General features: G+C 66.1%; 23 protein-coding genes. 13 read left to right on the top strand and 10 right to left on the bottom strand.

What is annotated here, in order from left to right; genetic code table 11:
* Positions 1-24: 24 nt before the first annotated feature.
* The 5 genes from OHQ90_RS36650 (at position 25) to OHQ90_RS36630 (ending at position 4,958) form a co-directional block, all read left to right on the top strand.
* Positions 25-795, top strand: a complete 771-nt coding sequence (locus OHQ90_RS36650; RefSeq protein ID WP_328405529.1) for a deoxyribonuclease IV — start codon at positions 25-27, stop codon at positions 793-795.
* Positions 796-924: 129 nt separating this feature from the next.
* Complete coding sequence (locus OHQ90_RS36645; RefSeq protein ID WP_328405527.1) at positions 925-1,857, top strand: TauD/TfdA dioxygenase family protein; 933 nt, start codon at positions 925-927, stop codon at positions 1,855-1,857.
* 144 nt (positions 1,858-2,001) lie between these two features.
* Positions 2,002-2,196 (top strand): hypothetical protein, encoded by a 195-nt coding sequence (locus OHQ90_RS36640; protein WP_328405525.1) that lies wholly within the window; start codon positions 2,002-2,004, stop codon positions 2,194-2,196.
* A gap of 113 nt (positions 2,197-2,309) precedes the next feature.
* On the top strand, positions 2,310-3,521 hold the full coding sequence (locus OHQ90_RS36635; protein ID WP_328405523.1) for a CaiB/BaiF CoA transferase family protein: 1,212 nt from the start codon (positions 2,310-2,312) through the stop codon (positions 3,519-3,521).
* Between the two features lie 516 nt (positions 3,522-4,037).
* Positions 4,038-4,958 (top strand): hydroxymethylglutaryl-CoA lyase, encoded by a 921-nt coding sequence (locus OHQ90_RS36630; RefSeq protein ID WP_328405521.1) that lies wholly within the window; start codon positions 4,038-4,040, stop codon positions 4,956-4,958.
* A 432-nt stretch (positions 4,959-5,390) separates the two neighbouring features.
* Here OHQ90_RS36630 and OHQ90_RS36625 read toward each other — a convergent pair whose 3' ends face one another.
* Positions 5,391-6,512 carry an MCE family protein gene (locus OHQ90_RS36625; RefSeq protein WP_328405519.1) on the bottom strand — a complete coding sequence of 374 codons (1,122 nt, stop codon included), beginning with the start codon at positions 6,510-6,512 and terminating at the stop codon, positions 5,391-5,393.
* A 237-nt stretch (positions 6,513-6,749) separates the two neighbouring features.
* Here OHQ90_RS36625 and OHQ90_RS36620 point away from each other — a divergent pair, with 237 nt between their 5' ends.
* A complete protein-coding gene (locus tag OHQ90_RS36620; RefSeq protein ID WP_328405517.1) occupies positions 6,750-8,105 on the top strand; it encodes a cytochrome P450 in 1,356 nt (451 codons plus the stop codon).
* 79 nt (positions 8,106-8,184) lie between these two features.
* A complete protein-coding gene (locus tag OHQ90_RS36615; protein WP_328405515.1) occupies positions 8,185-8,766 on the top strand; it encodes a TerD family protein in 582 nt (193 codons plus the stop codon).
* Positions 8,767-8,827: 61 nt separating this feature from the next.
* Here OHQ90_RS36615 and OHQ90_RS36610 read toward each other — a convergent pair whose 3' ends face one another.
* The 9 genes from OHQ90_RS36610 to OHQ90_RS36570 are packed head-to-tail and all read right to left on the bottom strand — an operon-like array spanning position 8,828 to position 17,193.
* On the bottom strand, positions 8,828-9,313 hold the full coding sequence (locus tag OHQ90_RS36610; protein WP_328405513.1) for a glutathione peroxidase: 486 nt from the start codon (positions 9,311-9,313) through the stop codon (positions 8,828-8,830).
* Positions 9,310-10,542 (bottom strand): cytochrome P450, encoded by a 1,233-nt coding sequence (locus OHQ90_RS36605; protein WP_328405512.1) that lies wholly within the window; start codon positions 10,540-10,542, stop codon positions 9,310-9,312. Before OHQ90_RS36605 ends, OHQ90_RS36610 begins: the two co-directional genes overlap by 4 nt.
* Positions 10,543-10,575: 33 nt before the next feature.
* Positions 10,576-12,171 (bottom strand): succinic semialdehyde dehydrogenase, encoded by a 1,596-nt coding sequence (locus tag OHQ90_RS36600; protein ID WP_328405510.1) that lies wholly within the window; start codon positions 12,169-12,171, stop codon positions 10,576-10,578.
* Entirely contained in the window at positions 12,168-12,938 is a 771-nt protein-coding gene (locus OHQ90_RS36595) for an AMP-binding protein (protein WP_328405508.1), read from the bottom strand. Before OHQ90_RS36595 ends, OHQ90_RS36600 begins: the two co-directional genes overlap by 4 nt.
* A gap of 26 nt (positions 12,939-12,964) precedes the next feature.
* Positions 12,965-14,392 carry a hypothetical protein gene (locus tag OHQ90_RS39685; RefSeq protein ID WP_442941260.1) on the bottom strand — a complete coding sequence of 476 codons (1,428 nt, stop codon included), beginning with the start codon at positions 14,390-14,392 and terminating at the stop codon, positions 12,965-12,967.
* 5 nt (positions 14,393-14,397) lie between these two features.
* Positions 14,398-14,949 carry a nuclear transport factor 2 family protein gene (locus OHQ90_RS36585; RefSeq protein WP_328405506.1) on the bottom strand — a complete coding sequence of 184 codons (552 nt, stop codon included), beginning with the start codon at positions 14,947-14,949 and terminating at the stop codon, positions 14,398-14,400.
* Positions 14,949-15,173, bottom strand: coding sequence for a ferredoxin (locus tag OHQ90_RS36580; RefSeq protein ID WP_328405504.1), 225 nt, complete (start codon positions 15,171-15,173; stop codon positions 14,949-14,951). The genes OHQ90_RS36585 and OHQ90_RS36580 overlap by 1 nt, the downstream gene beginning before the upstream one ends.
* The gene (locus OHQ90_RS36575; RefSeq protein ID WP_328405502.1) at positions 15,170-15,988 is read right to left on the bottom strand and encodes an SDR family oxidoreductase; all 819 of its coding nucleotides are present in this window, start codon (positions 15,986-15,988) and stop codon (positions 15,170-15,172) included. Before OHQ90_RS36575 ends, OHQ90_RS36580 begins: the two co-directional genes overlap by 4 nt.
* Complete coding sequence (locus OHQ90_RS36570) at positions 15,988-17,193, bottom strand: cytochrome P450 (protein ID WP_328405500.1); 1,206 nt, start codon at positions 17,191-17,193, stop codon at positions 15,988-15,990. Before OHQ90_RS36570 ends, OHQ90_RS36575 begins: the two co-directional genes overlap by 1 nt.
* 291 nt (positions 17,194-17,484) lie before the next feature.
* On the opposite strand from OHQ90_RS36570, the gene OHQ90_RS36565 reads away from it, so the two are divergent.
* The 6 genes from OHQ90_RS36565 to OHQ90_RS36540 all read left to right on the top strand — a co-directional run bounded on the left by OHQ90_RS36565 (position 17,485) and on the right by OHQ90_RS36540 (position 23,313).
* Positions 17,485-18,954, top strand: a complete 1,470-nt coding sequence (locus OHQ90_RS36565) for an aldehyde dehydrogenase (protein ID WP_328405498.1) — start codon at positions 17,485-17,487, stop codon at positions 18,952-18,954.
* Between the two features lie 18 nt (positions 18,955-18,972).
* The gene (locus OHQ90_RS36560; RefSeq protein WP_328405496.1) at positions 18,973-19,725 is read left to right on the top strand and encodes an SDR family oxidoreductase; all 753 of its coding nucleotides are present in this window, start codon (positions 18,973-18,975) and stop codon (positions 19,723-19,725) included.
* On the top strand, positions 19,722-20,648 hold the full coding sequence (locus OHQ90_RS36555) for an NAD(P)-dependent oxidoreductase (RefSeq protein WP_328405493.1): 927 nt from the start codon (positions 19,722-19,724) through the stop codon (positions 20,646-20,648). Before OHQ90_RS36560 ends, OHQ90_RS36555 begins: the two co-directional genes overlap by 4 nt.
* Positions 20,645-21,103 (top strand): carboxymuconolactone decarboxylase family protein, encoded by a 459-nt coding sequence (locus OHQ90_RS36550; protein ID WP_328405491.1) that lies wholly within the window; start codon positions 20,645-20,647, stop codon positions 21,101-21,103. Before OHQ90_RS36555 ends, OHQ90_RS36550 begins: the two co-directional genes overlap by 4 nt.
* Before the next feature lie 153 nt (positions 21,104-21,256).
* Positions 21,257-22,723: an FAD-dependent oxidoreductase gene (locus OHQ90_RS36545; protein ID WP_328405489.1), complete on the top strand. Its 1,467-nt coding sequence runs from the start codon at positions 21,257-21,259 to the stop codon at positions 22,721-22,723.
* An 11-nt stretch (positions 22,724-22,734) separates the two neighbouring features.
* Positions 22,735-23,313: a TetR/AcrR family transcriptional regulator gene (locus OHQ90_RS36540; RefSeq protein ID WP_328405487.1), complete on the top strand. Its 579-nt coding sequence runs from the start codon at positions 22,735-22,737 to the stop codon at positions 23,311-23,313.
* Positions 23,314-23,522 lie beyond the last annotated feature (209 nt).

The following is a 23,522-nucleotide window of genomic DNA, read 5'->3' as shown; positions in this document are numbered from 1 at the left end:
GGTGCCAGTCGATAAAGTGGCCCCATGCGCATTGGAGCACATGTCCGGCTCGACAGCGATCCGATCGGTTTCGGTGAGAAACTCGGCGCCGATGTCATCCAGCTGTTCGTCGTCGATCCACAGAGCTGGGACAAGCCGACCCCACATCCGCGGACCGAGGAGATCCTCGTGAGTCCGATCGACGTGGTCGTGCACTCGTCGTATCAAATCAATGTGGCGAGTCTGAACAACCGGCTGCGGATGCCGTCGCGCAACGCGGTGGCACAGCAGGCGAAGGCCGCGGCGGATCTCGGTGCCTTCGGCCTGGTCGTGCACGGCGGCCACGTCCGCTCCGATGCCGAGATCGACACCGGAATCGATAACTGGCGCAAGCTGTTCGAACGCCAGCAGGACAAGGGCGGTTTCGCGGTGCCCATTCTGATCGAGAACACTGCGGGCGGAAACCATGCCATGGCCAGGCATTTCGATTCGATTGCCCGGCTGTGGGACGCGGTCGGCGAATACGGCGCGGGCTTCTGCCTCGACACCTGCCATGCCTGGGCAGGCGGCGAAGAGCTCGTCGGCGTCGTCGAACGGATCAAGGCGATCACCGGTCGAATCGACCTGGTGCACTTGAACTCTTCGCGCGACGAGTTCGATTCCGGCGCCGACCGGCACGCCAACTTCGCCGACGGCACCATCGACCCGCAGCTGCTCGCTGAGGTGTGCCGCACCGCAGACGCTCCGGTAATCCTCGAAACCCCCGCGGAAGGCGTCGCCGACGATCTCGCCTACCTGCGTGAACATGTGAGCTGACGCCGCGTGAGCGCCTATTGCGCGCGCACTGCAATTGTGATCATGGCGACGGAAACCCTCGTTGGCGGGGCAGTTCGGGTGATGTGCTCAACAGCGCATCAATCAGCCTCGAACAGCGAAGGTGATCTCATGACGGTCGACTACGCCACTCCCGCTACCACCTCGGTGACCAAGCTCGGTGCCCACATCGGTGCTCAGGTCGACAATGTCCGGCTCGGCGGCGACCTGGACTCGGCGACGGTCGAGGTGATCCGGCGTGCTCTGCTCGAGCACAAGGTGATCTTCTTCCGCGGCCAGGATCACCTGGACGAGGACGGGCAGTACGCCTTCGCGGAGCTGCTCGGCAGCCCGACCACGCCGCACCCGACGGTCACCTCGCACGGCGTCAAGAGCCTGGCCATCGATTCCGAGCACGGCCGCGCCAACAGCTGGCACACCGACGTCACCTTCGTCGACCGGATCCCGAAGGCCTCGATCCTGCGCGCGGTGCACCTGCCGTCCTACGGCGGTTCGACCACCTGGGCCTCCACCGTCGCCGCATACAACTCGTTGCCCGAGCCGCTCAAACGGCTGGCCGAGAACCTGCGTGCCGTGCACACCAACGTCTACGACTACGCCGCCCGCAACGTCGACAAGTCGACCCCCAACACCGAGGCCTACCGTGCCGAGTTCCAGTCGAGCTACTACGAGACCGAGCACCCGGTGGTGCGGGTGCACCCCGAGACCGGCGAGCGGGCCCTGCTGGTCGGCCACTTCGTCAAGCAATTCGTCGGCGTGTCCAGCACCGAGTCGCAGGCCCTCTTCCGCCTGTTCCAGGACCGGGTGACCCGGCTGGAAAACACCACCCGCTGGAACTGGGCCCCCGGTGACGTCGCGATCTGGGACAACCGCGCCACCCAGCACTACGCCATCGACGACTACGACGACCAGCCCCGCAAGCTGACCCGCATCACCCTCGCCGGTGACGTCCCCGTCGGCGTCGACGGCACCGCGAGCACCATCCTCGCCGGCAACGCCGAGCACTACTCGACCATCGACGAGCCGGTGCGCCTGGCCTCCTAGACCCGCGCAGCCACAACTACACCCGAAACCCCCGCCCGGGGCCGGTCCGAGTCGATCGTCGAGTGGCACATCGTTGAGGGGGCCTCTCGACCTTCGCCGCTGCTTGGTGCCGGTCGCCGGGTGGGCGGACGCGGTGGGGCGAGCGTGGTCAGTGTCGCCCCGGGTGGCATCGAGTCGGGCATCACCCACTTCACCCGAGGCCACCTCCCCCAGAACTCCGACTGGTCCCAGTTCGGTCGCCTGAAGCCGCCTGCCAAGTTCGTGGTCGGGGTCGAGGGCCCCGCTGTTTGCCGTAGTCAGGTGCCGCCGGCGCGCCGGGCGGGCGACCTGGCTGTCTAGCCCGTGGTAGAGGATCGAGTGAGGAGGGGGCTCCCGACGTTTGCCGCAGCTGTGTGCCACTCGCGCGTCGGGTCGGCGGGTGGTGGAGATGGGGATAGGCCACACTGGTGGCCATGAGTATTGGGCCGTTGGATGGGGTGCGCGTCCTCGAACTCGGCAATTACATCGCCGCGCCGACCGCGGGACGCATCCTCGGTGACTTCGGTGCCGAGGTCATCAAGGTGGAGCGGCCCAAGGTCGGGGACGAGTTGCGCAACTGGCGGCTCTATGGCGGCGACACCTCGATGCTGTATCGCACCGTCAATCGCAACAAGAAGTCGATCACCCTTGATCTACGCACCGAGGCGGGGCGTGGCATTGTGCTCGATCTGATCCGCCGGTGCGATGTGCTGCTGGAGAATTTCCGGCCGGGCATGCTCGAGAAATGGGGTCTCGGGCCCGATGTGTTGAACGAGGTCAATCCCGATCTGGTGATCACTCGCATCTCCGCATACGGGCAGACCGGGCCGATGGCGTCGCGACCCGGCTTCGCCGCCGTCGCCGAGGCTGTCGGTGGCTTGCGTGAACTCGTCGGCGACCCGGATCGGCCGCCGGTGCGTACCGGCGTCTCCATCGGTGATTCCATCGCGGGGATCTACGCGGCGTTCGGCACGGTGATGGCGCTGTTCCAGCGCACGCAGCGGGCCGAGTCGATTCCGCTCGGTGAGCGCATCATCGATGTCGCCCTCAACGAGGCGATTCTGTCGGTGATGGAATCGCTGGTGCCGGACTACCTTGCCTACGGCATCAACCGGGAACGCGTCGGCGGCCGGATGGAAGGCATCGCACCGAGCAACGCCTACCCGTGTCGCGACGGCGTCAGCATCATCATCGGCGGCAACGGTGACGCCATCTTCCAGCGCTATATGGCCGTGATCGGCCGCCCGGACCTGGCCGGGGACCCCGATCTGCAGGACAACGCGGGCCGCTGGCGCAACCGTGAGCGGCTGGACGCCTCGATCGCCGAGTGGACGGTCACCCATACCCGCGAAGAGGCCCTGAAGCTGCTCGACGCGGCCGCCATTCCGTGCGGCCCTATCTACACCGCCGCCGACATCGTCGCCGACGAACAGTACAAAGCGCGCAACATGATCCAGCCCTTCCCCGTGGATGTCGGCGCCTCGCAACCGAAAACGGTCGGCTTCACCGGCATCGTCCCGGTGATCGGCGAGCAGTCGCTGCCCATCCGCAATGTCGGCCCCGATCTCGGTGCGCACACACGCGAGGTGCTGTCGGAACTGCTCGGCATGAGCGACGCCGACATCGATGCGCTGGAGGGGTCATGACCGCCGCACGTCCCGAGTGCGCTCCCGCGAGGGAAGCGTGGTCGATCAGACGTGGCCCTTCCAGTCGCCGGATATGGATGCCGCGTCCGATGGTGCGCGTACACGACAAGGAACACCGAACCCGATCGACCACTTCCAGTGGGTGTCGGCCGGCGGATTGCGGGCCCATCTCGTCACCATCGACGCAGACCGCGTACCGCACGTCGACTCCCTATGGAAACGCCGACCACGAACGTGCGGCAGTCATGAGAAATGGTCACGCAACGGTGGTGCCGGCCGGGCGCGGGACCTCCCGCGAGACACCGGCAGGCGTCGTGAGGGACAATCGCGCAGTGCTTGTACTGGAGGCCTCATGACTCGTCGGGTGTATGGCCGCAGGCGGCCACCTGGGCGTTCGGCATATGAGCTGCGCGCCCCGACACCTCGCCGACCCACCGTGCATCCCAACCCGGCGGTGGGAAACGGGAAGCCATGCGGTGGCGTGATGTGTGTGCCGCAGGAAGTGCGCGAGAAGAAATGACGGTGCTGACCGAGTCGGTGCTGCGCGATGTGACGCTGCGCGACGGGCTTCAGCTCACCGGCAAGGTGCTTCCGGTGGAACACAAGGTCGACATCGTCCGGCGCCTGCTCGCGCTCGGCGTGCCCGCTCTGGAGATCGGCTCCATGGCCCGCCCGGATCTGGTGCCACCGATGGCCAACACTATGGACCTCATCGCGGCGCTGACTCCCGAAGAGCTGCGACACTGCTGGGTCTGGGTGGCCACACCCCGGCACGTCGAAAAAGCGGCGGCCGCCGGCGTGCGCAACTTCCAATACTGCTTCTCCGCTTCGGACGCGCACAACAAGGCGAATATCGGCCGCAGCACCGAGGACAGCGTCGCGGCCATGCCCGACGCGGTCCGCCTCGCCCACCAAGCGGGCGGCGAAATCCAACTTTGCCTGGCCACCAGCTTCACCTGCCCGTTCGACGGCCCGGTAGATCCCGAACGAGTCCTGGCCATCGCCAACGACCCGCGCACCGAAGGCGCTACCGACATCGTCGTCGCCGACACCCTCGGCCAGGCCGACCCGGCTCAGGTAACCGCCCTCATCTCCGCGGTCCGCGACCGAACCCCGCACCGCCGCATCGTCTTCCACGGCCACGACACCTGGGGCATGGGCGTAGCCAACACCCTCGCCGCGCTCGGAGCGGGCGCCACCATGGTCGACGGCTCACTAGGCGGTCTGGGCGGCTGCCCCTTCGCCCCCGGCGCCAGCGGCAACACCGCCACCGAAGACATCCTCTTCGCCACCCGCCCCACCTGGTTCACCCCCACCACCCTGGCCGCCCTGGTCGAACTCTCCGAAGATCTCCTGACAGACCTCGGCGAACCCAACCGCTCCCGCACCGCCGAGGGCACGCGCTCGAAAGCCGAAGCCTTCGACTGGGTCATCTGACCCGAGCGTGAAATAGCGGCGCGCAGTGAGGACTGGCTGTGGTTGCGTTCCAAGCGCTTTGGTGATCGAGCGTAGTCAGATGGTGGCTGTCCAGCCTTCGGCAACCACCATCTGACTACGCTCGATCACCGTTTCTCTGCCCTTGTGAGAGAAGTGCTCGAGAACGGCACCACAGCCAGTCCGCACGCTGGAAGCTGTTGCCTGCCTCCAAAAGCCGCGGAAGAGAAAGTCGGGGACCCCACCTGACGTGCCCTGCACTGCCCGGTAAACCAGTGGAGTGCGGCCGATACTGGGTAGCGTGCACTGGATTCGGTAAACCGGGCTCGCCCCCAGCGGTGCCAAGTAGAACTGGGATGCACAACATCCCACACCGCCGAGCTGAGGAGCAGTGGTTTTCGCTCAGCCGGTACAGCCTCACTGCTGAGCGTCGAGCTACCGCCCACCCATCCCCGGTAGTCCCGCGAACAGCAGCTCGAACACCGGTGGGCTGTTCGGGTGCACAGTGGTCGACGGTATGAACGGCCGACCTTCGCCGGTGTCGGTGACGACGTAGTCGGAGTGGCTGCCGGGCACTCTGTCGTTCACGCCTTCGCAGTGCGGGCCGCCGGTGGCATTTACCTTGGGTAGGTCGTCCGGGTACTGATACGGCTCTGCGCCGTACATGAAGTTCGAGTTGAAGTACGCGCCCGGGTATCTGCCGCCGAAGATCTCCTCGGCGAGGGGCATGAGTTTGCCGAGTGCGTTGATGACGCAATCCAGCCCTGGCGCATAGGCATACAGCAACGCGGTCGTCGGACGGAGGAGCTGGAGCGACGCAATCGACGACGGTTCGCTCTGCCGGAGCACACTACCTGTGGTGTCTGCGACTCCTACGAGGTTCAGCAGTACTGCGTCGAGATCCGACTGTCGGTCGGTGATCGTCGCACTCGTGGTGGTGGCATTTTCCGCCGTGCGCAACAGATCTCCGACGGTGTCGGCGTACAGGCCGGTGACATCGGCCGTGGCGGCCAGCTCCCGTCGCAGCGCGGGCAGGCTCGGATTGATCTCGCGCAGATAGGAATCCGTGTGCGCCAGTGTCTCGCCGAGCTTGTCGCCGCGCCCCTGCAATGCGGTGCTCAGTGCATTCATGGCGATGTTGAGCTTGCCGGGCTCGACCTTCGCAAGGAGGTCGGCGAGATGGTCGAACAGCGAATTGAACTCGACAGTGACCGCCTCGGCCCTCACCTGCGCGCCGGGTCGCAGTGGACGGCCCGAAGGGTGTTCCGGAACAAGGAAATTCACATTCTTCGCACCGAAGATGGTGGTGGAGTGGATGTCCACCCTCGCGTTGTCCGGGACGAGCCGCAGTAACTCGGGGTCGAGATCCAGCCGCAGCCGCTCCCGGTCCTCCGCTCGGGCGACCGCCGCCACCCGGCCGATCTCGATGCCGCGGTACTTCACCCTGGCATCTGGGTCGAGCACCAGTCCGGCGCGCGGCGCGTCGACGGTGACCGACGCGGTCGAGATGTACCTGCCCGAATACATCGACAGCACAGTGGCAATGACGATGGCCATCGAGAGAATCAGGGCAGCACCGGCAATTTTCCAGCGTAATGCCCGCCAGATGCTTCGGGCGATTACCAATCGCGGCCCATCGGTCTGTTGCTTCGAATGCATTACTCACCTGCCTGGAGAGGGGCGCGTCGTTGCCCCGCTCGCGGTGCCGGATTGCTTGCCCGGCCTTACGTGTCGTAGTACTGTCCAGACAGGTGTCCATCGTACGTCCGGACAGCTATACCGGGAGGATTTCCAATGACCCTGGTCAAACCACGGCGGGTTTCCGGAGGCGAGCACGAACACGGCCACCTCGACGAATTTCGGGTCGATCCACTGGCCTTGATGCGCCGAGTCCGGGCCGAATGCGGCGATGTCGGGTCGTTCGACTTGGCCGGACGGCGCGTCATCATGCTGTCGGGCGCCGAGGCCAACGAATTCTTCTTCCGCTCCGGCGACGAGGATCTGGATCAGGGCGCTGCCTACCCGTTCATGAAACCGATCTTCGGCGCGGGAGTTGTCTTCGACGCCAGCCCCGAGCGGCGCAAGGAGATGCTGCACAACCAGGCGCTACGCGGCGAGCAGATGCGCGGGCACGCCGCGACGATCGAGCGCGAGGTGGAGCGGATGCTCGCGCGCTGGGGCGACGCCGGCGAGATCGACCTGCTCGATTTCTTTGCCGAACTGACCATCTACACGTCCTCGGCCTGCCTGATCGGGACCAGATTCCGTGACGAACTCGACGACCGCTTCGCGCGGCTCTACCACGATCTGGAGCGGGGCACCGACGCACTGGCCTACGTGGACCCCTACGCGCCGATCGAAAGCTTCCGCCGCCGCGACGAGGCGCGCCGCGAACTCGTCGACCTGGTTCAGGGCATCATGGACGGCCGCGTCGCGAACCCGCCTGCGCACAAAACGGATCGCGACATGCTGGACATCCTGATCACCATCACCGACGAGCACGGCAATCCGCGCTTCAGCGCCAGCGAGATCACCGGCATGTTCATCTCGATGATGTTCGCGGGCCACCACACCACCTCCGGCACCGCGGCCTGGACGGTGATCGAACTACTCCGGCATCCTGACCTGCTGACCAGGGTTATCGACGAGCTCGACGAACTGTACGCCGACGGTTCGGAAGTCAGTTTCGCCGCGCTGCGCCGGATTCCGCAGCTCGAGGCAGTGCTGAAGGAGACACTGCGACTGCATCCGCCGCTGATCATCCTGATGCGCGTCGCCAAGGGCGAATTCGAGGTCTGCGGGCATCGGATCGCGGAAGGCGACCTGGTCGCCGCCACTCCCGCCATCTCCAACCGCATCCCTGAGGACTTCCCGAACCCGGAGGACTTCGATCCGGACCGCTATATCGACCCCAATCAGGCAGACATCGTCAACCGCTGGACGTGGATTCCGTTCGGCGCGGGACGGCATCGCTGTGTCGGCGCGGCGTTCGCGCTGATGCAGCTGAAGGCTATTTTCTCGATCCTGTTGCGCGACTGGGAGTTCGAGATGGCCCAGCCCTCCGACAGCTACCGCAACGATCACAGCAAGATGGTGGTGCAGCTACAGCAGCCGTGCACCGTCCGCTACCGCAGGCGTCAAAAGCCCTAGACGGCGCACACCTTGCTCGGGTGTGAGCAGGAACATTCTGCGCCGCATCGGGATACGGATCACTTGTACTGTGAAACGCATGATCACGCTCAAAAAAGAAGATGGCGCCGCGGATCTCAACGGCATCACCAAACTGACGGTCGGGGTGAGCTGGGATCCGTCGGCGGGCACGAGTGGCGGTGCGATGGGGCTGCTGCGCCGCAAACGCGGGGTGGACCTGGATCTGATCGCCATTCTCATGCAAGGCGCCGAGCCGGTGCGTTTCGCCGGCCTGGACTCCCTGGACCCGATGGGCAACGGCTCGGTCCAGCACACCGGTGACGAGCAGACCGGCGCCGCCTCCGGCGACGACGAATCGGTGCATGTCACCTTCGCCGATGTGCCCGGCGGCATCGACGCCATCGTGTTCGTGGCCGCTGCCTTCAAGAAGGGCAGCTCGTTCGAGAAGGCCAACAACATTTCGTTCAAGGTGTACGACGCGACCGGCGGCAGCGCCGAACAGGTCGCCGATATCTGGCCGTCGCTGCTGGGCAACGACAACGCCAATGCGGTCGCACGGGCCTTCCGCTCCGGCGCGGGCTGGCAGTTGGAAGTCCTCAACCGCAAGGGCCAGATCAAGCAGGGTGACAAGCAGGCCCTGCTGCGCTTCGCCATGGCATAGACACAGCGAAGCCGGAGTCGAGCGGTGCGTCACCCTCGATTCCGGCTCGGCCGAAAGATGTTTACAGAGCCGCTTCGATGGCGTTGATGACTGCCGCGGAGTCGGGTTCGGTCCGTGGCCGGAACCGGCCGACCACCTTGCCGTCCCGATCGATGAGGAACTTCTCGAAGTTCCACTGGATGTCACCGCTGGTGCCATCCGCGTCCGCGGTGTCGACGAGCTCGCTGTAGAGCGGGTGCCGGTCCTCGCCGTTGACGTCGGTCTTCTCCAGCAGCGGGAAATCCACACCGTAGGTGGTGGAGCAGAATTCCTGGATCTCCTCGGCCGTGCCGGGTTCCTGACCCATGAACTGGTTGCTCGGCACTCCGATCACGGTGAATCCGCGCGGTCCGTAGGCTTTCTGCAGCTCGACCAGCCCGGAATACTGCGGCGTCAGCCCACACTTCGAAGCCACGTTGACCAGCAGCACAGCGTGGTCCCCGGCGAGCTCGCCCAGGGTCGTCGCGTCGCCGGACAGCGTGCGCAATGGAATATTTCGAAGGCTCACTCGTATCGCACCTGCCACTTCTTGATTCCGTTGATCCACCCCGAGCGCAACCGTACCGGATCCGACACCTGCGTGATCTTGGGCATCAAATCGGCGATGGCGTTGAACATCAGGTCGATCTCGAGGCGCGCCAGGTTCGCACCGACGCAGTAGTGCGCACCGGTGCCGCCGAAGCCGACGTGCGGGTTCGGGTTGCGCAGCACATCGAAGGTGAAGGGGTCGTCGAAGGCGTCTTCGTCGAAGTTCGCCGAGCTGTAGAAGAGCCCCAGCCGCTGTCCCTTCTTGATCTGCCGGTCCCCGAGCGCGGTGTCCTGCGTCGCGGTGCGCTGGAAGGCCGTGACGGGGGTGGCCCAGCGGACGATCTCGTCGGGCGCGGTCCGCGGTCGCTGCTGCTGGTAGAGCTCCCATTGCTCGGGGTTGTCCACGAACGCCTTCATGCCATGGGTGATGGCATTGCGGGTGGTCTCGTTCCCCGCCACCGCGAGCAGGATCACGAAGAACCCGAACTCGTCGGAGCCGAGGTGCTCACCGTCGACGTCGGCATTGACCAGTTGGCTGACGATGTCCTCGGCCGGGCAGCCGCGGCGCTGCTCGGCCATGTTCCAGGCGTAGCCGAGCAGTTCGGCCGAGGCCATCCTGGAGGCCGAGGTGGTGTCGCCGTACTGCGGGTCGTCGTAGTTGAGGGTCTGATTGGTCCAGTCGAAGAGCTTGCGCCGATCGGTCTCCGGGACGCCCAGCAGTTCCGCGATCGCCTGCAACGGCAGTTCGACGGCAACCTGCTGGACGAAATCACCGCCGCCGGACTTCTTGGCCGCGTGCACGATGGCGGCGGCGCGTTCGGTCAACGCCGCCCGCAGACCCTCCACCGCACGCGGGGTGAATCCTTTCGACACGACCCGCCGGGTCTTGGTGTGCTTGGGCGGATCCATATTCACCAGCAGCGCACCGGTCAGCGCCATCTGCTCCGGAGTGGTGTCATTGGGCAGCCGGATGATGGATCCCTTCTCCTGGGAGGAGAACAGTTCCGGATTCCGCGAGATCTCCTTGACGTCGTCGAGTTTGCTGACCACCCAGTACCCGCCGTCGCGGAAGCCGCCCGAGGTGTCGTCGGATTGCGCGTTCCACCACACCTGCGCGGTGCGGCGCAGCCATGCGAATTCCTCGACCGGCCTTCGGTTTTCCCACAGCGCCGGGTCGGTGAAATCGAAGCCTGCCGGCAATGCCGTCATGGTTGCCTCCTCGGGGGATAGAACGAGATGCGCTCAGCGCAGCCGGGTTCGGCGCATGAGCCGCAGCGTCGTCAGGGTGATCTTCAGTTGCTTCTCGTAGGGCATGCCCGCACGGGCGTTGAGCACCTGACGCTTCTGGACGCCGACGTTCACGGTGTCGGTGTACTTGAGCAGGCCTTGATCACCGTGTCGGGTGCCGACGCCGGACTGCTTCACGCCGCCCGACGGTGTGGCCTTGGCGGCATAGGTGGCCACGAAGCCGTCGTTGATATTGATGTTGCCGGCTTCCAACTGATCGGCAATGCGGTTGGCGTGGGCCAGGTTTCGGCTCCACACGCTCGCGTTCAGGCCATAGTTGGTGTCGTTGGCGAGCCGGATCGCCTCCTGCTCGTCGCTGAACCGGTACACGCTGACCACCGGGCCGAAGGTCTCCATGGTCGCGTGCGTCATCTCGGGTGTGACGTCGGTCAGCACGGTCGGCTCGTAGAAGGCGGGTCCGATGTCCGGGCGCGCTTTGCCGCCGGTCAGCACCGTGGCGCCCTTCGCGCGGGCGTCGTCCACATGGGCCGCGACGCGTTTCAGGTGCTCGACCGACACCAGCGAGCCGAATTCCGGTGTGTAGTCGTAGGCCGCGCCGATCTTCGAACCCAATTCTTCTGCCGCCGTGACCAATCGGCGCACGAATTCGTCGTAGTGGCGATCGTGTACGTAGATCCGCTCGATGTGCATACAAGCCTGGCCGGAGTTCGCGAACACCGCGAATGCCGCGCCCGGAATGACGTCGTCGAGATTCGCGTCGTCGAGCACGATCATCGGGTTCTTGCCGCCCAGTTCCAGGCTGCAACCGATCAGGTTGCGGCCCGCGCCTTCGCCGACGATCCGACCGGTCGCGGTCGAGCCGGTGAACATCACGAACTCGGCGTTATCGATCAGCGTCGGGCCCACCTCGGGGCCTTCGCCGCAGACGACTTGGAACAGTCCGAGCGGCAGCCCGGCGCGATAGAGCAATTCCACTCCGAACAGCGCGCACAGTGCGGTCTTGTTGTCCGGCTTGAGGACGACGCCGTTGCCCGCCATCAACGCGGGCATCGCATCCGACAGCGCGATCGCGAACGGGAAATTCCACGGCGCGATGACCGCGACGACGCCTTTCGGGCGGTGTTGTTCGGTGGAGCCGGTCAGCAATGGCATCGGGCCGCCGCGCCGGACCGGCCGCAGCACCCGCTTTGCGGTCTTGAGGTAGTGGCTGATGACCATCGGTACGTCGCAGGATTCCTCGACGGCCATGCGGCGGGTCTTGCCGCAGCCGATCTGGATGAGGTCGGCGATGGTTTCGTGCTCGGCCAGCAACAGTTCATGCGCGCGCTCGAAAACGCGCAGTCTGCGCCGCAGCGGCCAAGCGGCCCATTCTTTCTGTGCGGCGCGGGCGGTCGCGTAGGCGGCGGCGATGTCCGCGGGCGTCGACTGCGGTAGTTCGCCGACCACCGCTCCGGTGTAGACCTCGAGCATCTGGTACGGCGCTGCGGCATCGTCGGCGGCGACCATCCCGGTCAGCCTGCCGATCAACGCCTCGGTGATCCGGGCGGGCAGGGTGCTCGCCGACTCTGTGGTCGTTTCGATTGTGCTCATCGGATTCTCCCAAGGACAACGGCGGATACGTCCGAATTAGAACACGTTCTCGTTGTCGTGACCAGGCTGTTCGCGCAGATAGACCACATCAAAGGCCCGCCTGGTGATCCGGCGCGCGACCCGCCGAGTACTCCTTCGCCCAGCGGTAGTCGGGCTTCCCGCTGGGCGCTCGCGATATCGCGGGGGCGATCCAGATCTGCCTCGGAACTTTTAGCCCGCGAGGTGCTTGCGCACGTGGCTCCAGCGCGTCGAAATCGACCGTCTCGGCTGCGGCCTGCCTGGTGGTGATCGACACTGCATCGCGTATCGCACGATGCGGTTCCCTGCTTGCCTGGCGTCGATGGGCCTGCGGGTCCGCCATCGGTCGCTCGGTCGTCGACGACGATCAGGTGCCGCAGCGCCGGCATCGACGCGGCAGCTGTGCGCACCGCCCGCTCATACGTCGCGTGGTAGAACAGCACCTCCAGGTCGACGCTGTCGTAGATGTACCGCAATTCTTCGACGCCGTAGCGGTAGTTGATATTGATGGGGACGGCTCGGGTCTTGAAGCAGGCGATCAGCGTGGTCATCGTGTCGATGTCGTTGTGCATCTGAAAGCCGATGTGCGTGCCGGGGGCGACGCCCACCGAGGCGAGGTGGTCGGCCAGTCGATCGGCCTGTTCATCGAGTTCGCGGAAGGTGAGCACGCGGTCGCCCTCGATCAGCGCGACCCGGTCGGGCATGGCGTCGACGGCGTGCTCGAACAGGTCGGCGAAGTTGCAGGACATGGCAATTCACTCTTTCGGGGCGCGCGTCAGAGCACGGTGAGCGGCAGCGGTATGCCGCGGTCGGTGAAGGTGAAGGACGCGCCGGTGCTGTATCGGGTGAGCGTTACCTCGGTCGCCTCGCGAAATGGTTGTGGGGCGAGCGCCATTTCGACGGTCCAGCCGTAGTCGTCGGTGGCGACGGCGCGGGTGGCGAAGCGCGGGTTCACGCCTCTGGCCATGGCATCCAATGGCGCGAGGTGGTCGGCGTCGATCATCGCGGGCCATGCGCCGTCGGCTACGGCGTCGCTCTGATGCGGAATATGCAGCAGCACGGTGTCGCTGGTCTCGGTGATCTCGACGCCGGTGTAGGGCAGCGGGTTCCAGGCCGGATGCAGCCGCAGCACCTCGGCGAGTGCGGCGGGATCATCACCGAGCCCGAATACGGCACGGATGCGTTCGGAGCTGATGCCCGCGATGCCGGTGAAGTGCTTGCGGCCGAGCTCCATTGCGTTATCACTGCAGGAAGGGCCACCGGCACGGGCACCGGAAGCATCCTCGCCACCGCCACCGCCACCGCCACCGCCACCGCCACCGCCACCGCCACCGCCACCCGCACCGGCAGCGCCACGTCCACTGCCACCGGTACCGGTACCACCGGAAGCGGTGTCAGCAGCCGAAGCCGAAGCCGAAGCGGCGTCGGCACCGAGCCGCGAGCGCACCGCGATCATGAATCCCAGGGTCAGCAGATGGTGTTGCAGACACACCTCGTCAGCAATCCGCACCAATGCCGATTTCGAGAAGTCGGCGAAACGGAGATCACTGAGCAGCGGTCCGGAATAGTCCGCCCGGCCCTGGTCGTCGGTGTCGATCGCACCGAGCTCGACACCGGCTGCCGCGGAAGCCGCCACCAGTTCCGCATAGCGCGGCGCAGGTGGTGCGACATTGGCCGGGTCGATGGTGACGGTCCACGCGCACATGGGATGCCGGTCGGCGGGCCTGCGCGGCGGGCGGTGAATCGGCCGAATCTGCGCGTGCGCGTTGGTCGCCAGCGCCGTCGCGTCGAAGGTCGGATCCTCGATGGTGTGGCACATCGCCACCACGAAATCCTCGCCCATCGGCTCGACATCCATCAGCGCACCGCAATGATCCAGCCAGAATTCCCCGTGGTCGCGGTCCTCGACGCGGAATCGGAAGTCCATGAACTGCGGCGGCGCGCCGATATCGAGTTGCAGCCCTTTGAAGATGGTCGCGACATCGTCGCCGACGAAGCCGAGCGCGCGTTGCATGCGACGGGTGTAGACGGGGCTGGCGAGCTGCCACTCCTCGATGGCGATCGCCGTCATGCCGTCGCGGCCGAACGCCGCGATGGCATGCGGCAGGCCGGATCTGTCGATCAGTTGGCCGCACAGCAGCAATTCCGGCAGCAATGCGGCCAGCGCTGTCCTCGACAGGTGGTCGAAGCTGCTGCGCGACATGGCCGTCACCACAGGGAAACCGGCGCTTCGCCGACTTTGTACCAGCCGGGCAGTGGCTTGCCGGCCATCGATCGCTGAATCCGCTTCTGCATACCGGGCAACAGCGCATTGCCTGCGATCATCTCCAAGAACAACTGCGAGACATTGCCGAGGTCGAAAAAGTCACGCTGCCAGGACCATTGGTAGTCGCCGCCGTAGCGGAACCAGCTGCCGCCGATGCCCTCCGGGCTGTAGTTACGCCCATCGGGCCGCTTGGCATCGGCCACCTGTTTCCAGAAGCCGATCACGCTGCCGCTGCGCTCGTCGATCACGAACTCCTGATACGGGTAGGACCAGCCCTCCAGCCCGTCCATTTCCTGGCCGAGGGCGAGCACCCGGATCTCCTCGCGTCCGACCGCCATGAATTCCTGAGTGGGGCCGTAGTTCCAGCCATAGGTGGCGTCCTCGGTGTACATCTCGGCGAGCGGCTTCCAATCGCCTTTGTCCTCGCAGCGCTGGTTCTCCAGCACCCAGCGCCGGACCATCTCGTCGAGCTCGCTGCGTTCGAAACCTGGCATTACGGTGTTCCTTTCGTGCCTGCTGCGGGCTCGTCCGCAATGATCGACAGGGCCTGTGTCGGGCAGTAGCGGACAGCGCGCTCGACATCCGCGGCTGTGTCCGCGTCGGGTGTCGGATCGGTGATTTCCACCTTTCCGCGCTTGGGCACGGTGAAGGTTTCCGGTGCCTCGTCCTGGCAGACGGCGTGCCCCTGGCACAGGTCGAGATCGGCGATGATCCTCACTGCTCGCTCCTGTCTTGCTCGTTCGCGGCGCTGTCCGGGATCGGCAGTAGCGGCGCTTCGGGCTGGACCTCGACGAGCACCAGGTGCGCACCACGCGGTGTGGAGACCACCGCAACCACCGCGGCGGCCAGGTCGGCAGCGCGCAGCATGTATCCGTGGCGGGCGAATCCCCAGGTTTTCCAGGCCTCCAGCATCGGCCCGATCACTTCGGGGGTGGAGTTCATCCCCATGCCGGTCAAGGTCGGGCCGGGCCGCACGAGGCAGGCGCGGATCCCGCTGCCCTCCAGTTCCATCCGCATTTGCCCGACCATGGCTTCGAGTCCGGCTTTCGCGGCGCTGTAGGCGCCGGTGTGCGGGCGTGGCTCGACGGCGCAGTCGGAGCTGATCACGACGACATCGCCGCGCCGTCGGGCGATCATGCCGGGCAGCACCCGATGCGCGAGCCGATGTGCGCCACCGAGGTGTACCTGTACCTGCTGAAGAAACCGGTCCGGTGCCATGTCGTGGACCGGGCTGAATTCGATGTCGCCCGCACCGGAGACGAGGATTTCGGTGGGGCCGAGCGCCGCCTCGGCCGCGGTCACGAAGGTATCGATCGAGGTGGGATCGGTGACATCCAGCTGGTGTGCGAAGGCCTCGCCGCCGCTGTCGCGGATCTTCTGCGCCAGCGCCTCGCATTGGTCGGTGCGGCGCGCACCGAGCGTGACGGGGTGCCCGAGTTCGGCGAGCGCGACCGCGGTGGCAGCGCCGATACCGGAAGACGCACCGGCGACGAGGGCGGGCCTGCGCACGGGATGGGGTTCGAAACGCGGCACTATTTCGCCTCCACGACGATGGGAAGTTGGGCGAACCCGCGCACGTTCGTCGAGTGCACCCGCACGATGCCGGAATCGGCGACGTCATAGGACCGGACCCGCGAAACGAATTCGCGCAGTGCGACTCCCGCTTCCAACCGGGCCAGGTGCGCGCCGAGACAGAAATGGACGCCTGCGCCGAAGCTGGCGAGTCCGGCCTTGTCGGTGCGGTCGATGCGATAGCTGTCGCCGTCGGTGAACACCTCGGGATCGCGATTCGCGGAGCCGATCAGCAGCAGCACCTTGGCGCCCGCCGGAATGGTGTGGCCGTGCTGGTCGATGGCGACGGCGGCACTGCGCGCGACCATCTGACTGGAGGTGTCGTAACGCAGTGTCTCTTCGACCCAGTCGGTCACCAGTTCCGGCTCCGCGACGACCCGCGCGTATTCCGCCGGGTTCTTCGCACCCCAGTACAGCGCGTTTCCGAGCAGTTTGGTCGTGGTCTCGTTGCCCGCGACGACCATCAGGAACATGAACCCGATGATCTCCTCGTCCGACAGTCTGTCGCCGTCGATTTCGGCGTCCAAGAGCGCCGAGGTGAGGTCGGTGCCGGGGGAGCGCCTGCGCGCGGCAACCATGTCGCTGTAGTAGCCGATGAGCCGGATCGAGGCTGCCACGGCGGGCATCGGGACGTCGAGCACACCGTCCTCCCGGTGCACGACCAGATCTGCCAACCTGCGGATCTCGGCGCGATCAGGTTCCGGCACACCCATGAGCTCGGAAATCACGTCCATCGGCAGCTTGCCCGCGACCTCGTCGATCCAGTCGAAAGTTCCTGTTGCCAGGGCGGGTTCGAGGTAGGACAGTGTCAGTTCCTTGATGCGGTCGGCCATTTCGGCGACCCGCTTCGGCGTGAAGCCCTTATAGACCAGCCTGCGCATCCGCATGTGCCGCGGGTCGTCCATCGCCAGGAACGACATCACCCGGTGTGCGTGCGGTCCCCAAGCGGCGGGATCGAGCGACACTCCGTTGGCGCTCGACAAGCGGATGCTGTCGCGGAACGCGCCGGTCACATCGGCATGTCGAGACAGTGCCCAGAAGTCGAGTTCGGCGTTGTAGTACAGCGGCGCTTCGGTGCGCAGCCGCTGATAGGTGGGGTAGGGGTCCTCATGGAATCGGTAGTCGTATGGATCGAACGTCAATGGTTCCAATGAGGCCGCCGTCATCGCGCCGTCCCGACATTCGATAACGAGTTCTCGTCGGTGAAAATTGTCGCATCACCATTGAGAGACACATAGCTGGACATGTGTCTGGACGGTACCACTGAGACATGCTCACGACAACGATTCTTTGGTATTTGTCCGTGGTTGGTGATGTGGTTTCCGGGATATATCCGGATCGCCGTCGAGGCCGGGAATCGCTACCCGAAGGACGGCAAATCTGAAACATGTTCTTGCGACTTATCGGGCGTCGAGACTATATTCCGTACACGTGTCCAGACAGTATCGGAGCCCTTCATGAGCAGCCTCCTGCCCAACGCCGAATCCCGCCTGCTCATCGGCGGCAAGCTGGTGGCAGGCGCCGACGGCGTGTTCGACACCGTGAACCCCGCGACCGAGGAAGTTCTCGGCCAGGCCGCTGACGCAGGCGGCGGCGATATGGACGCCGCCATCGCCGCCGCACGCACCGCGTTCGACGACACCGACTGGTCACGCAATCACGCCTTCCGCGCACGCTGCCTCGAACAGCTGCGCACCGCGCTACAAGCCCACATCGACGAACTGCGGGAGATCACCGTCGCCGAGGCGGGCGCGCCGACGATGCTGACCAAAGGGCCGCAGTTGGAGGGTCCGGTCGCCGACCTGGGCTACTCCGCGTCGCTCGCCGAAACATACAGCTGGGAAACGGATCTCGGCGTGGCAGAGCCGATGGGCATCAAGACCCGCCGGGTGCAACGCAGAGAGGCGGTCGGCGTGGTCGGTGCGATCACCCCGTGGAACTTTCCGCACCAGATCAATTTCGCGAAACTCGGACCGGCGCTCGCGGCCGGAAACACGCTGGTGCTCAAACCCGCTCCCGACACACCATGGTGTGCGGCGGCCATCGGTGCGGTGATCGCCGAGCACACCGACATCCCGCCGGGCGTCGTCAATATCGTCACCTCCGCCGACCACACGATCGGCGCGCGACTGACCACCGATCCACGGGTCGACATGATCAGCTTCACCGGTTCGACGCAAACCGGGAAAGTGGTGATGGCGGGGGCGGCGACCACGCTGAAGAAGGCATTTCTCGAGCTCGGCGGCAAGTCGGCGTTCATCGTGCTCGACGACGCGAATATCGCGGCTGCCGTTGGTGTTGCGGCCTTTTCGGTGTGTGTGCACGCCGGACAGGGCTGTGCCATCACCACCCGCCTGCTGGTCCCACGTGCGTCCTACGACGACGCGGTGCAGATCGCCGCGGCCACATTGGGTGGGATCGCGCCCGGTGATCCGGCGGATCCGCGCACGATCTGCGGCCCGCTGATTTCGCAGCGGCAGCGGGCCCGCGTCGAGCGCTACCTGGAGATCGCCGTCGCCGAAGGTGGTCGCATTGTCACCGGTGGCGGGCGGCCCGCGAACCATGAGCGCGGCTTCTACATCGAGCCGACCCTGATCGCGGACATCGCGAATACCTCGACGGTCGCCCGCGAGGAGATCTTCGGTCCGGTGCTGGTGGTGATCCCCTACGACGGTGACGACGACGCGATCCGGATCGCCAACGATTCCCCATACGGGCTGTCGGGTTCGGTCTGGGGGAGCGACCAGGACCGGATCCGGCGCGTCACCGAGGGGGTTCGCACCGGGACGCTGAGCGTGAACGGCGGCATCTGGTACTCCGCGGACGCTCCGTTCGGCGGGTACAAGCAGTCGGGCATCGGCCGGGAGATGGGCATCGCCGGATTCGAGGAATACCTGGAAACCAAGCTGATCGCCTACCAAGCCTGACTAGAGGAGCTGACTTTCATGGCCCGTTTCACGGGAAGATCCGTCATCGTCACCGGTGCCGCACAGGGGATCGGCGCGGTGTATGCGCAGGCGCTGGCCGCCGAGGGCGCCGAAGTCGTTGTCGCCGACCGTAATGTGCCAGCCGGAAAGGCGGTCGCGAAGAAGATCGTCGCCGACGGCGGTACCGCGGTGTTCGGTGAGGTCGATGTGTCCGAACCCGAATCCGCGACGGCGCTGGCCGAATTCACCGTCGGCGAGTTCGGCGGCATCAACCACTTGGTCAACAATGCGGCCATCTACGGCGAGATGAAGCTGAATCTGCTGTTGACGGTGCCGTGGGACTACTACAAGAAGTTCATGGGCGTGAACATGGACGGCGCGCTGAACATGACCCGCGCGGTGTGGAAGCCCATGATGGCCGCCGGTGGCGGCTCGATCGTCAACCAATCTTCCACGGCCGCATGGACATACTCCAGCTTCTACGGCCTCGCGAAGGTCGGCGTCAACGGTCTCACCCAGCAGCTGGCCTTCGAGCTGGGCGGCTCCAAGATTCGCATCAACGCCATCGCGCCCGGACCGATCGACACCGAGGCCACCAAGGCGGTGACACCAGAGGCGATCGTCACCGACATGGTGAACCGGTTGCCGCTCAAACGGATGGGGACACCGCAGGACCTGGTCGGCGCCTGTCTCTACCTGCTCTCGGACGAGGCGAGCTGGGTGACCGGCCAGATCTTCAATGTCGACGGCGGACAAGTGTTCCGGTCATGAGCGGGGGTGCGGAGCGATCCGAGCAGGCAGCGAACGGGTCCGCTGCCGAATTCCGGGTCGGCTTCATCGGTCTCGGCAATATGGGCGCGCCGATGGCGAAGCGGCTGCTGGAGTGGCCCGGCGGGCTCACGGTGTGTGACACGCGGCCGGACGCGGTCCAGCCGTTCCTCGAGTCGGGGGCGCAAGCGGCAGGCAGCGCGGCACAGGTCGCGCAGCAAGCTGCCGTCATCTCGGTGACAGTGCTGAACGACGAGCAGGTCCGTGCTGTGGTCGCGGGGCCGGCGGGCATCCTGCGCACCGCAGAACCGGGAACCGTGGTCGCCGTGCACTCCACGATCAGCGATCGGACCGCGGTCGAGCTGGCGAGCCAGTGCGCCGAGCGCGGCGTCGAGTTGGTGGACGCACCGGTGAGTGGTGGTGCGCCCGGTGCGCAGCGCGGCCGGCTCGCCGTCATGGTCGGCGGCAGCGACATGGCATTCCAGCGGGTCCGTGGCCCCTTCGGCTGTTTTGCCGATCTCGTCGTGCACGCGGGCCCGGTGGGTGCGGGCACCCGAATGAAATTGGCCCGCAACTTACTCCACTTCGTCGCCTTCACCGCCGCCACCGAAGCACAGCGGCTCGCCGAGGCCGCAGAGCTGGATATCACCACACTCGGCAAGGTCGTGCGCCATTCCGATGCCGTGACCGGCGGCCCCGGCGCGATCATGCTGCGCGATCGCACCGCACCGATCGAGCCGGGTGATTTCTGGCTGCCGATCCTCGGCCACGTCCGCGATCTCGGCGAAAAGGACCTCACCCTCGCCCTCGAATTGGGCTCCCGGCTCGGTATCGAACTGCCCCTCGCCGAACTGGCCCTCGATCGACTCGGACCAGGACTCGGCGTCAGCGCTGCCGCTACCCAATCAGAAAGGGAATCTCGATGAGCGATCAACCGTCGAACAGCGCGGCGGCCGAGTCCGTCCGTAGGCGTGGGCTGGCCAAGATGGCCGAGGTCTACGGCACCGAGTTCCAGGACTACCCCGGCGCGCACTTCGCCGTCACCGCCGATCACCTCTTCGCCGATATCTGGTCGCGCCCTGCGCTCACCGTGCGCGACCGGAGACTGATCCTGCTCGGCGCGCTGACCGCCCAGGGCGCAATCGACACCGCGGGCATCCAGATCGGCGCGGCGCTGCGCAATGCAGAGCTCACCGAGGAACAGTTGCACGAGATCGCACTGTTCCTCTGCCATTACGTCGGCTGGCCGAACGGCACCAAGCTCGACCTGCTGGTGGGGACCATCGTCGGACAGCAGAAGAAGGCAGCGCGTAAACAACAGGCGGATGCCGCGGAGCAGTCCGAAGCGGCGGACGGGCGATCCGACGCGGCGGCGGAGTAGGGCGATCGAGTTGCCGATTCGACCCGCCGGGCCGCCCGAAACGGCACAGTAGTCGACAGCACAGGACCATCGGGGCGCCTGCCGCGTGAGCGAGCGGGACAGCTCGACAACGCATCACGGTCCGACCGAGCAGAACAGTAAGGAACACGGAACATGTCTGATGCCACGACAATTCGGCCACTGCGTGCCAGTGCGATCTCCGAGTGGGACAAGGAGGCCGACGTCGTCGTCGCCGGGTACGGCATTGCGGGGGTATGCGCGGCGATCGAGTCCGTGCGGGCCGGGGCCGAGGTGCTGATCCTGGAACGCACCGGCGGCTGGGGCGGCGCGGCCGCCATGGCGGGCGGGTTCATCTACCTCGGTGGCGGCACCCCGCTGCAGCAGGCACTCGGTTTCGAGGACACTCCGGAGAATATGGAGGCGTTCCTGCTCGCGGCGCTCGGCCCCGGCGTCGACAAGGCCAAGATCGCCGACTACTGCCAGGGCAGCGTCGAGCACTACAACTGGCTGGTCTCCTGTGGTGTCCCGTTCCGCGAGGCGTTCTGGGGTCAGCCGGGCTGGGAGCCGCCGCACGACGAGGGGCTGATGTATTCCGGCGGCGAGAATGCCGCGCCTTTCAACGAGATCGCGAAACCCGCACCGCGCGGGCATGTTCCGCAGATGGCGGATAAGCGTATCGGGCAGAAGAGCGGCGGCTACATGCTGATGAAGCCGCTCGCCGAGACCGCCGACGGCCTCGGGGTCCGCGTCGAATACGACACCAGGATCCGGCGTTTGATCGTCGATGACACCGACCGCGTCGTCGGTGTGCTGGCCACCCAGTTCGGCAAGCAGATCGCCATCCGGGCCGAGCGCGGTGTCGTCCTTGCCACCGGCAGCTTCGCCTACCACCAGAAGATGATCGAGGGCTATGCGCCGCGGCTGATCGGCAGGCCCGCCGCCGCGATCGAGGAGCACGACGGCATCGGCATCCGACTCGCCCAGGCTCTCGGCGCCGAGCTGGCGCACATGGACGCCACCGAGGTCGCATTCTTCGGCGACCCGCAGATGATGGCGCGCGGCATCCTGGTCAACGGCCGCGGCCAGCGCTACATCCCCGAGGACACCTACCCGGGACGGATCGGCCAGGCCACGCTCATCCAGCAGGACAATCAGGCGTATCTGATCATCGACGAGGAATCGCTCGAGGCTGCGCTCGCCACCGAGACTTCCACTCCTTTCTTCCGGCAGCCGCCGACCTGGGCCGCGGAGACGGTCGCCGAGCTCGAGGCGGACATGGGTCTGCCGACGCAGACATTGCAGGGCACGGTCACCGCGTACAACCTGCACGCCGCCGACGGCAAGGATCCGTTGCTCGGCAAGAAACCCGAGTGGGTGAAGCCGATCGGCGCTCCGCTCGCGGCCTTCGACATGCGCGGTTTCACCGCGGGCTTCACACTCGGCGGTCTGCGCACCGACCTCGACTCCCGGGTGCTGCACGTGTCGGGCGAGCCGATCGCCGGATTGTTCGCCGCGGGACGCTGCACCTCGGGTCTCTGCGCGGGCGGATACGTCAGTGGCGCGTCTCTCGGCGACGGCAGCTTCTATGGCCGCCGCGCCGGCCTCGCCGCCGCCAAGTAGGATCTGGACACATGTCCGAAGGCGAGTCCATCATCCTCGAGGCGACCCGGCGCCGCCTCACCGAGAAGCAGGCCGACACCGTCGACAAGCTCACCAGAGCGGCGGTGGAAGTCCTTGCCCGCGAGGGTTTCGCAGGGATGACAATCCGCATGGTCGCCGCGGCGGCCGGCGTCGGCACCGCCACGGCATACACCTATTTCTCCTCCAAGGAACACCTCGTCGCCGAGATATTCTGGCGGCGTTTGGTTTCCAGCTCCGCGCCGGTCAGCGAGGACCCGGACCCCACGGTCCGGGTGCTCGCTGAGCTGCGCAATATCGCCCTGCTCGTCGCCGACGAACAGGAACTGTCCGGGGCGGTCACCAGCGCGCTGTTGGGCCGTGACCCCGACGTCGCGCATTTGCGTGCCCGCATCGGCGCCGAAATCCGCAAACGCCTACTGCGCGCCCTCGGCCCCGACGCCGACCCGGACGTCGTCGAATCCTTGGAACTCCTCTACGCGGGCGCTCTTGTCCGCGCGGGGATGGGTTATGCCTCCTACTCCGAAATAGCCGACCGCCTGGAGAAATCGGCGCTGCTCATCCTCGAATAGCGAGGCGCCCGGCGCCCTCGACCGGGTGCCCGTGCTGGTTCGATCGCCCAAGCCGTGCTCGTTTCTGGAACACCTCGACCTCCGTGAGGTCACTTGTCAGGATGCCGGCCGACAGGGCGGTGGCACATGGTCGCGGCGGCGACAGCTACGCCGCGATGGTCGAGCAGTTCCGAAAGCCATAGGCATGAGCGCCGCACCATTCGATCCGC

This window comes from Nocardia sp. NBC_00403 (genome assembly GCF_036046055.1).
GTDB lineage: Bacteria > Actinomycetota > Actinomycetes > Mycobacteriales > Mycobacteriaceae > Nocardia.
The sequence above is the reverse complement of the archived record's forward strand: the minus strand, read 5'-3'. Positions and strand labels throughout refer to the sequence as shown.

What these genes read in the sequence shown, in the direction of transcription:
- OHQ90_RS36620 (WP_328405517.1), top strand. Translation starts at nt 6,750, where the DNA reads ATGACCCTGGTCAAACCACGGCGGGTTTCCGGAGGCGAGCACGAACAC.
- OHQ90_RS36570 (WP_328405500.1), bottom strand. Translation starts at nt 17,193, where the DNA reads ATGACGGCGGCCTCATTGGAACCATTGACGTTCGATCCATACGACTAC.
- OHQ90_RS36560 (WP_328405496.1), top strand. Translation starts at nt 18,973, where the DNA reads ATGGCCCGTTTCACGGGAAGATCCGTCATCGTCACCGGTGCCGCACAG.
- OHQ90_RS36635 (WP_328405523.1), top strand. Translation starts at nt 2,310, where the DNA reads ATGAGTATTGGGCCGTTGGATGGGGTGCGCGTCCTCGAACTCGGCAAT.
- OHQ90_RS39685 (WP_442941260.1), bottom strand. Translation starts at nt 14,392, where the DNA reads ATGTCGCGCAGCAGCTTCGACCACCTGTCGAGGACAGCGCTGGCCGCA.
- OHQ90_RS36605 (WP_328405512.1), bottom strand. Translation starts at nt 10,542, where the DNA reads ATGACGGCATTGCCGGCAGGCTTCGATTTCACCGACCCGGCGCTGTGG.
- OHQ90_RS36650 (WP_328405529.1), top strand. Translation starts at nt 25, where the DNA reads ATGCGCATTGGAGCACATGTCCGGCTCGACAGCGATCCGATCGGTTTC.
- OHQ90_RS36540 (WP_328405487.1), top strand. Translation starts at nt 22,735, where the DNA reads ATGTCCGAAGGCGAGTCCATCATCCTCGAGGCGACCCGGCGCCGCCTC.
- OHQ90_RS36600 (WP_328405510.1), bottom strand. Translation starts at nt 12,171, where the DNA reads ATGAGCACAATCGAAACGACCACAGAGTCGGCGAGCACCCTGCCCGCC.
- OHQ90_RS36625 (WP_328405519.1), bottom strand. Translation starts at nt 6,512, where the DNA reads ATGGCCATCGTCATTGCCACTGTGCTGTCGATGTATTCGGGCAGGTAC.
- OHQ90_RS36550 (WP_328405491.1), top strand. Translation starts at nt 20,645, where the DNA reads ATGAGCGATCAACCGTCGAACAGCGCGGCGGCCGAGTCCGTCCGTAGG.
- OHQ90_RS36555 (WP_328405493.1), top strand. Translation starts at nt 19,722, where the DNA reads ATGAGCGGGGGTGCGGAGCGATCCGAGCAGGCAGCGAACGGGTCCGCT.
- OHQ90_RS36545 (WP_328405489.1), top strand. Translation starts at nt 21,257, where the DNA reads ATGTCTGATGCCACGACAATTCGGCCACTGCGTGCCAGTGCGATCTCC.
- OHQ90_RS36595 (WP_328405508.1), bottom strand. Translation starts at nt 12,938, where the DNA reads ATGTCCTGCAACTTCGCCGACCTGTTCGAGCACGCCGTCGACGCCATG.
- OHQ90_RS36645 (WP_328405527.1), top strand. Translation starts at nt 925, where the DNA reads ATGACGGTCGACTACGCCACTCCCGCTACCACCTCGGTGACCAAGCTC.
- OHQ90_RS36565 (WP_328405498.1), top strand. Translation starts at nt 17,485, where the DNA reads ATGAGCAGCCTCCTGCCCAACGCCGAATCCCGCCTGCTCATCGGCGGC.
- OHQ90_RS36630 (WP_328405521.1), top strand. Translation starts at nt 4,038, where the DNA reads ATGACGGTGCTGACCGAGTCGGTGCTGCGCGATGTGACGCTGCGCGAC.
- OHQ90_RS36585 (WP_328405506.1), bottom strand. Translation starts at nt 14,949, where the DNA reads ATGCCAGGTTTCGAACGCAGCGAGCTCGACGAGATGGTCCGGCGCTGG.
- OHQ90_RS36615 (WP_328405515.1), top strand. Translation starts at nt 8,185, where the DNA reads ATGATCACGCTCAAAAAAGAAGATGGCGCCGCGGATCTCAACGGCATC.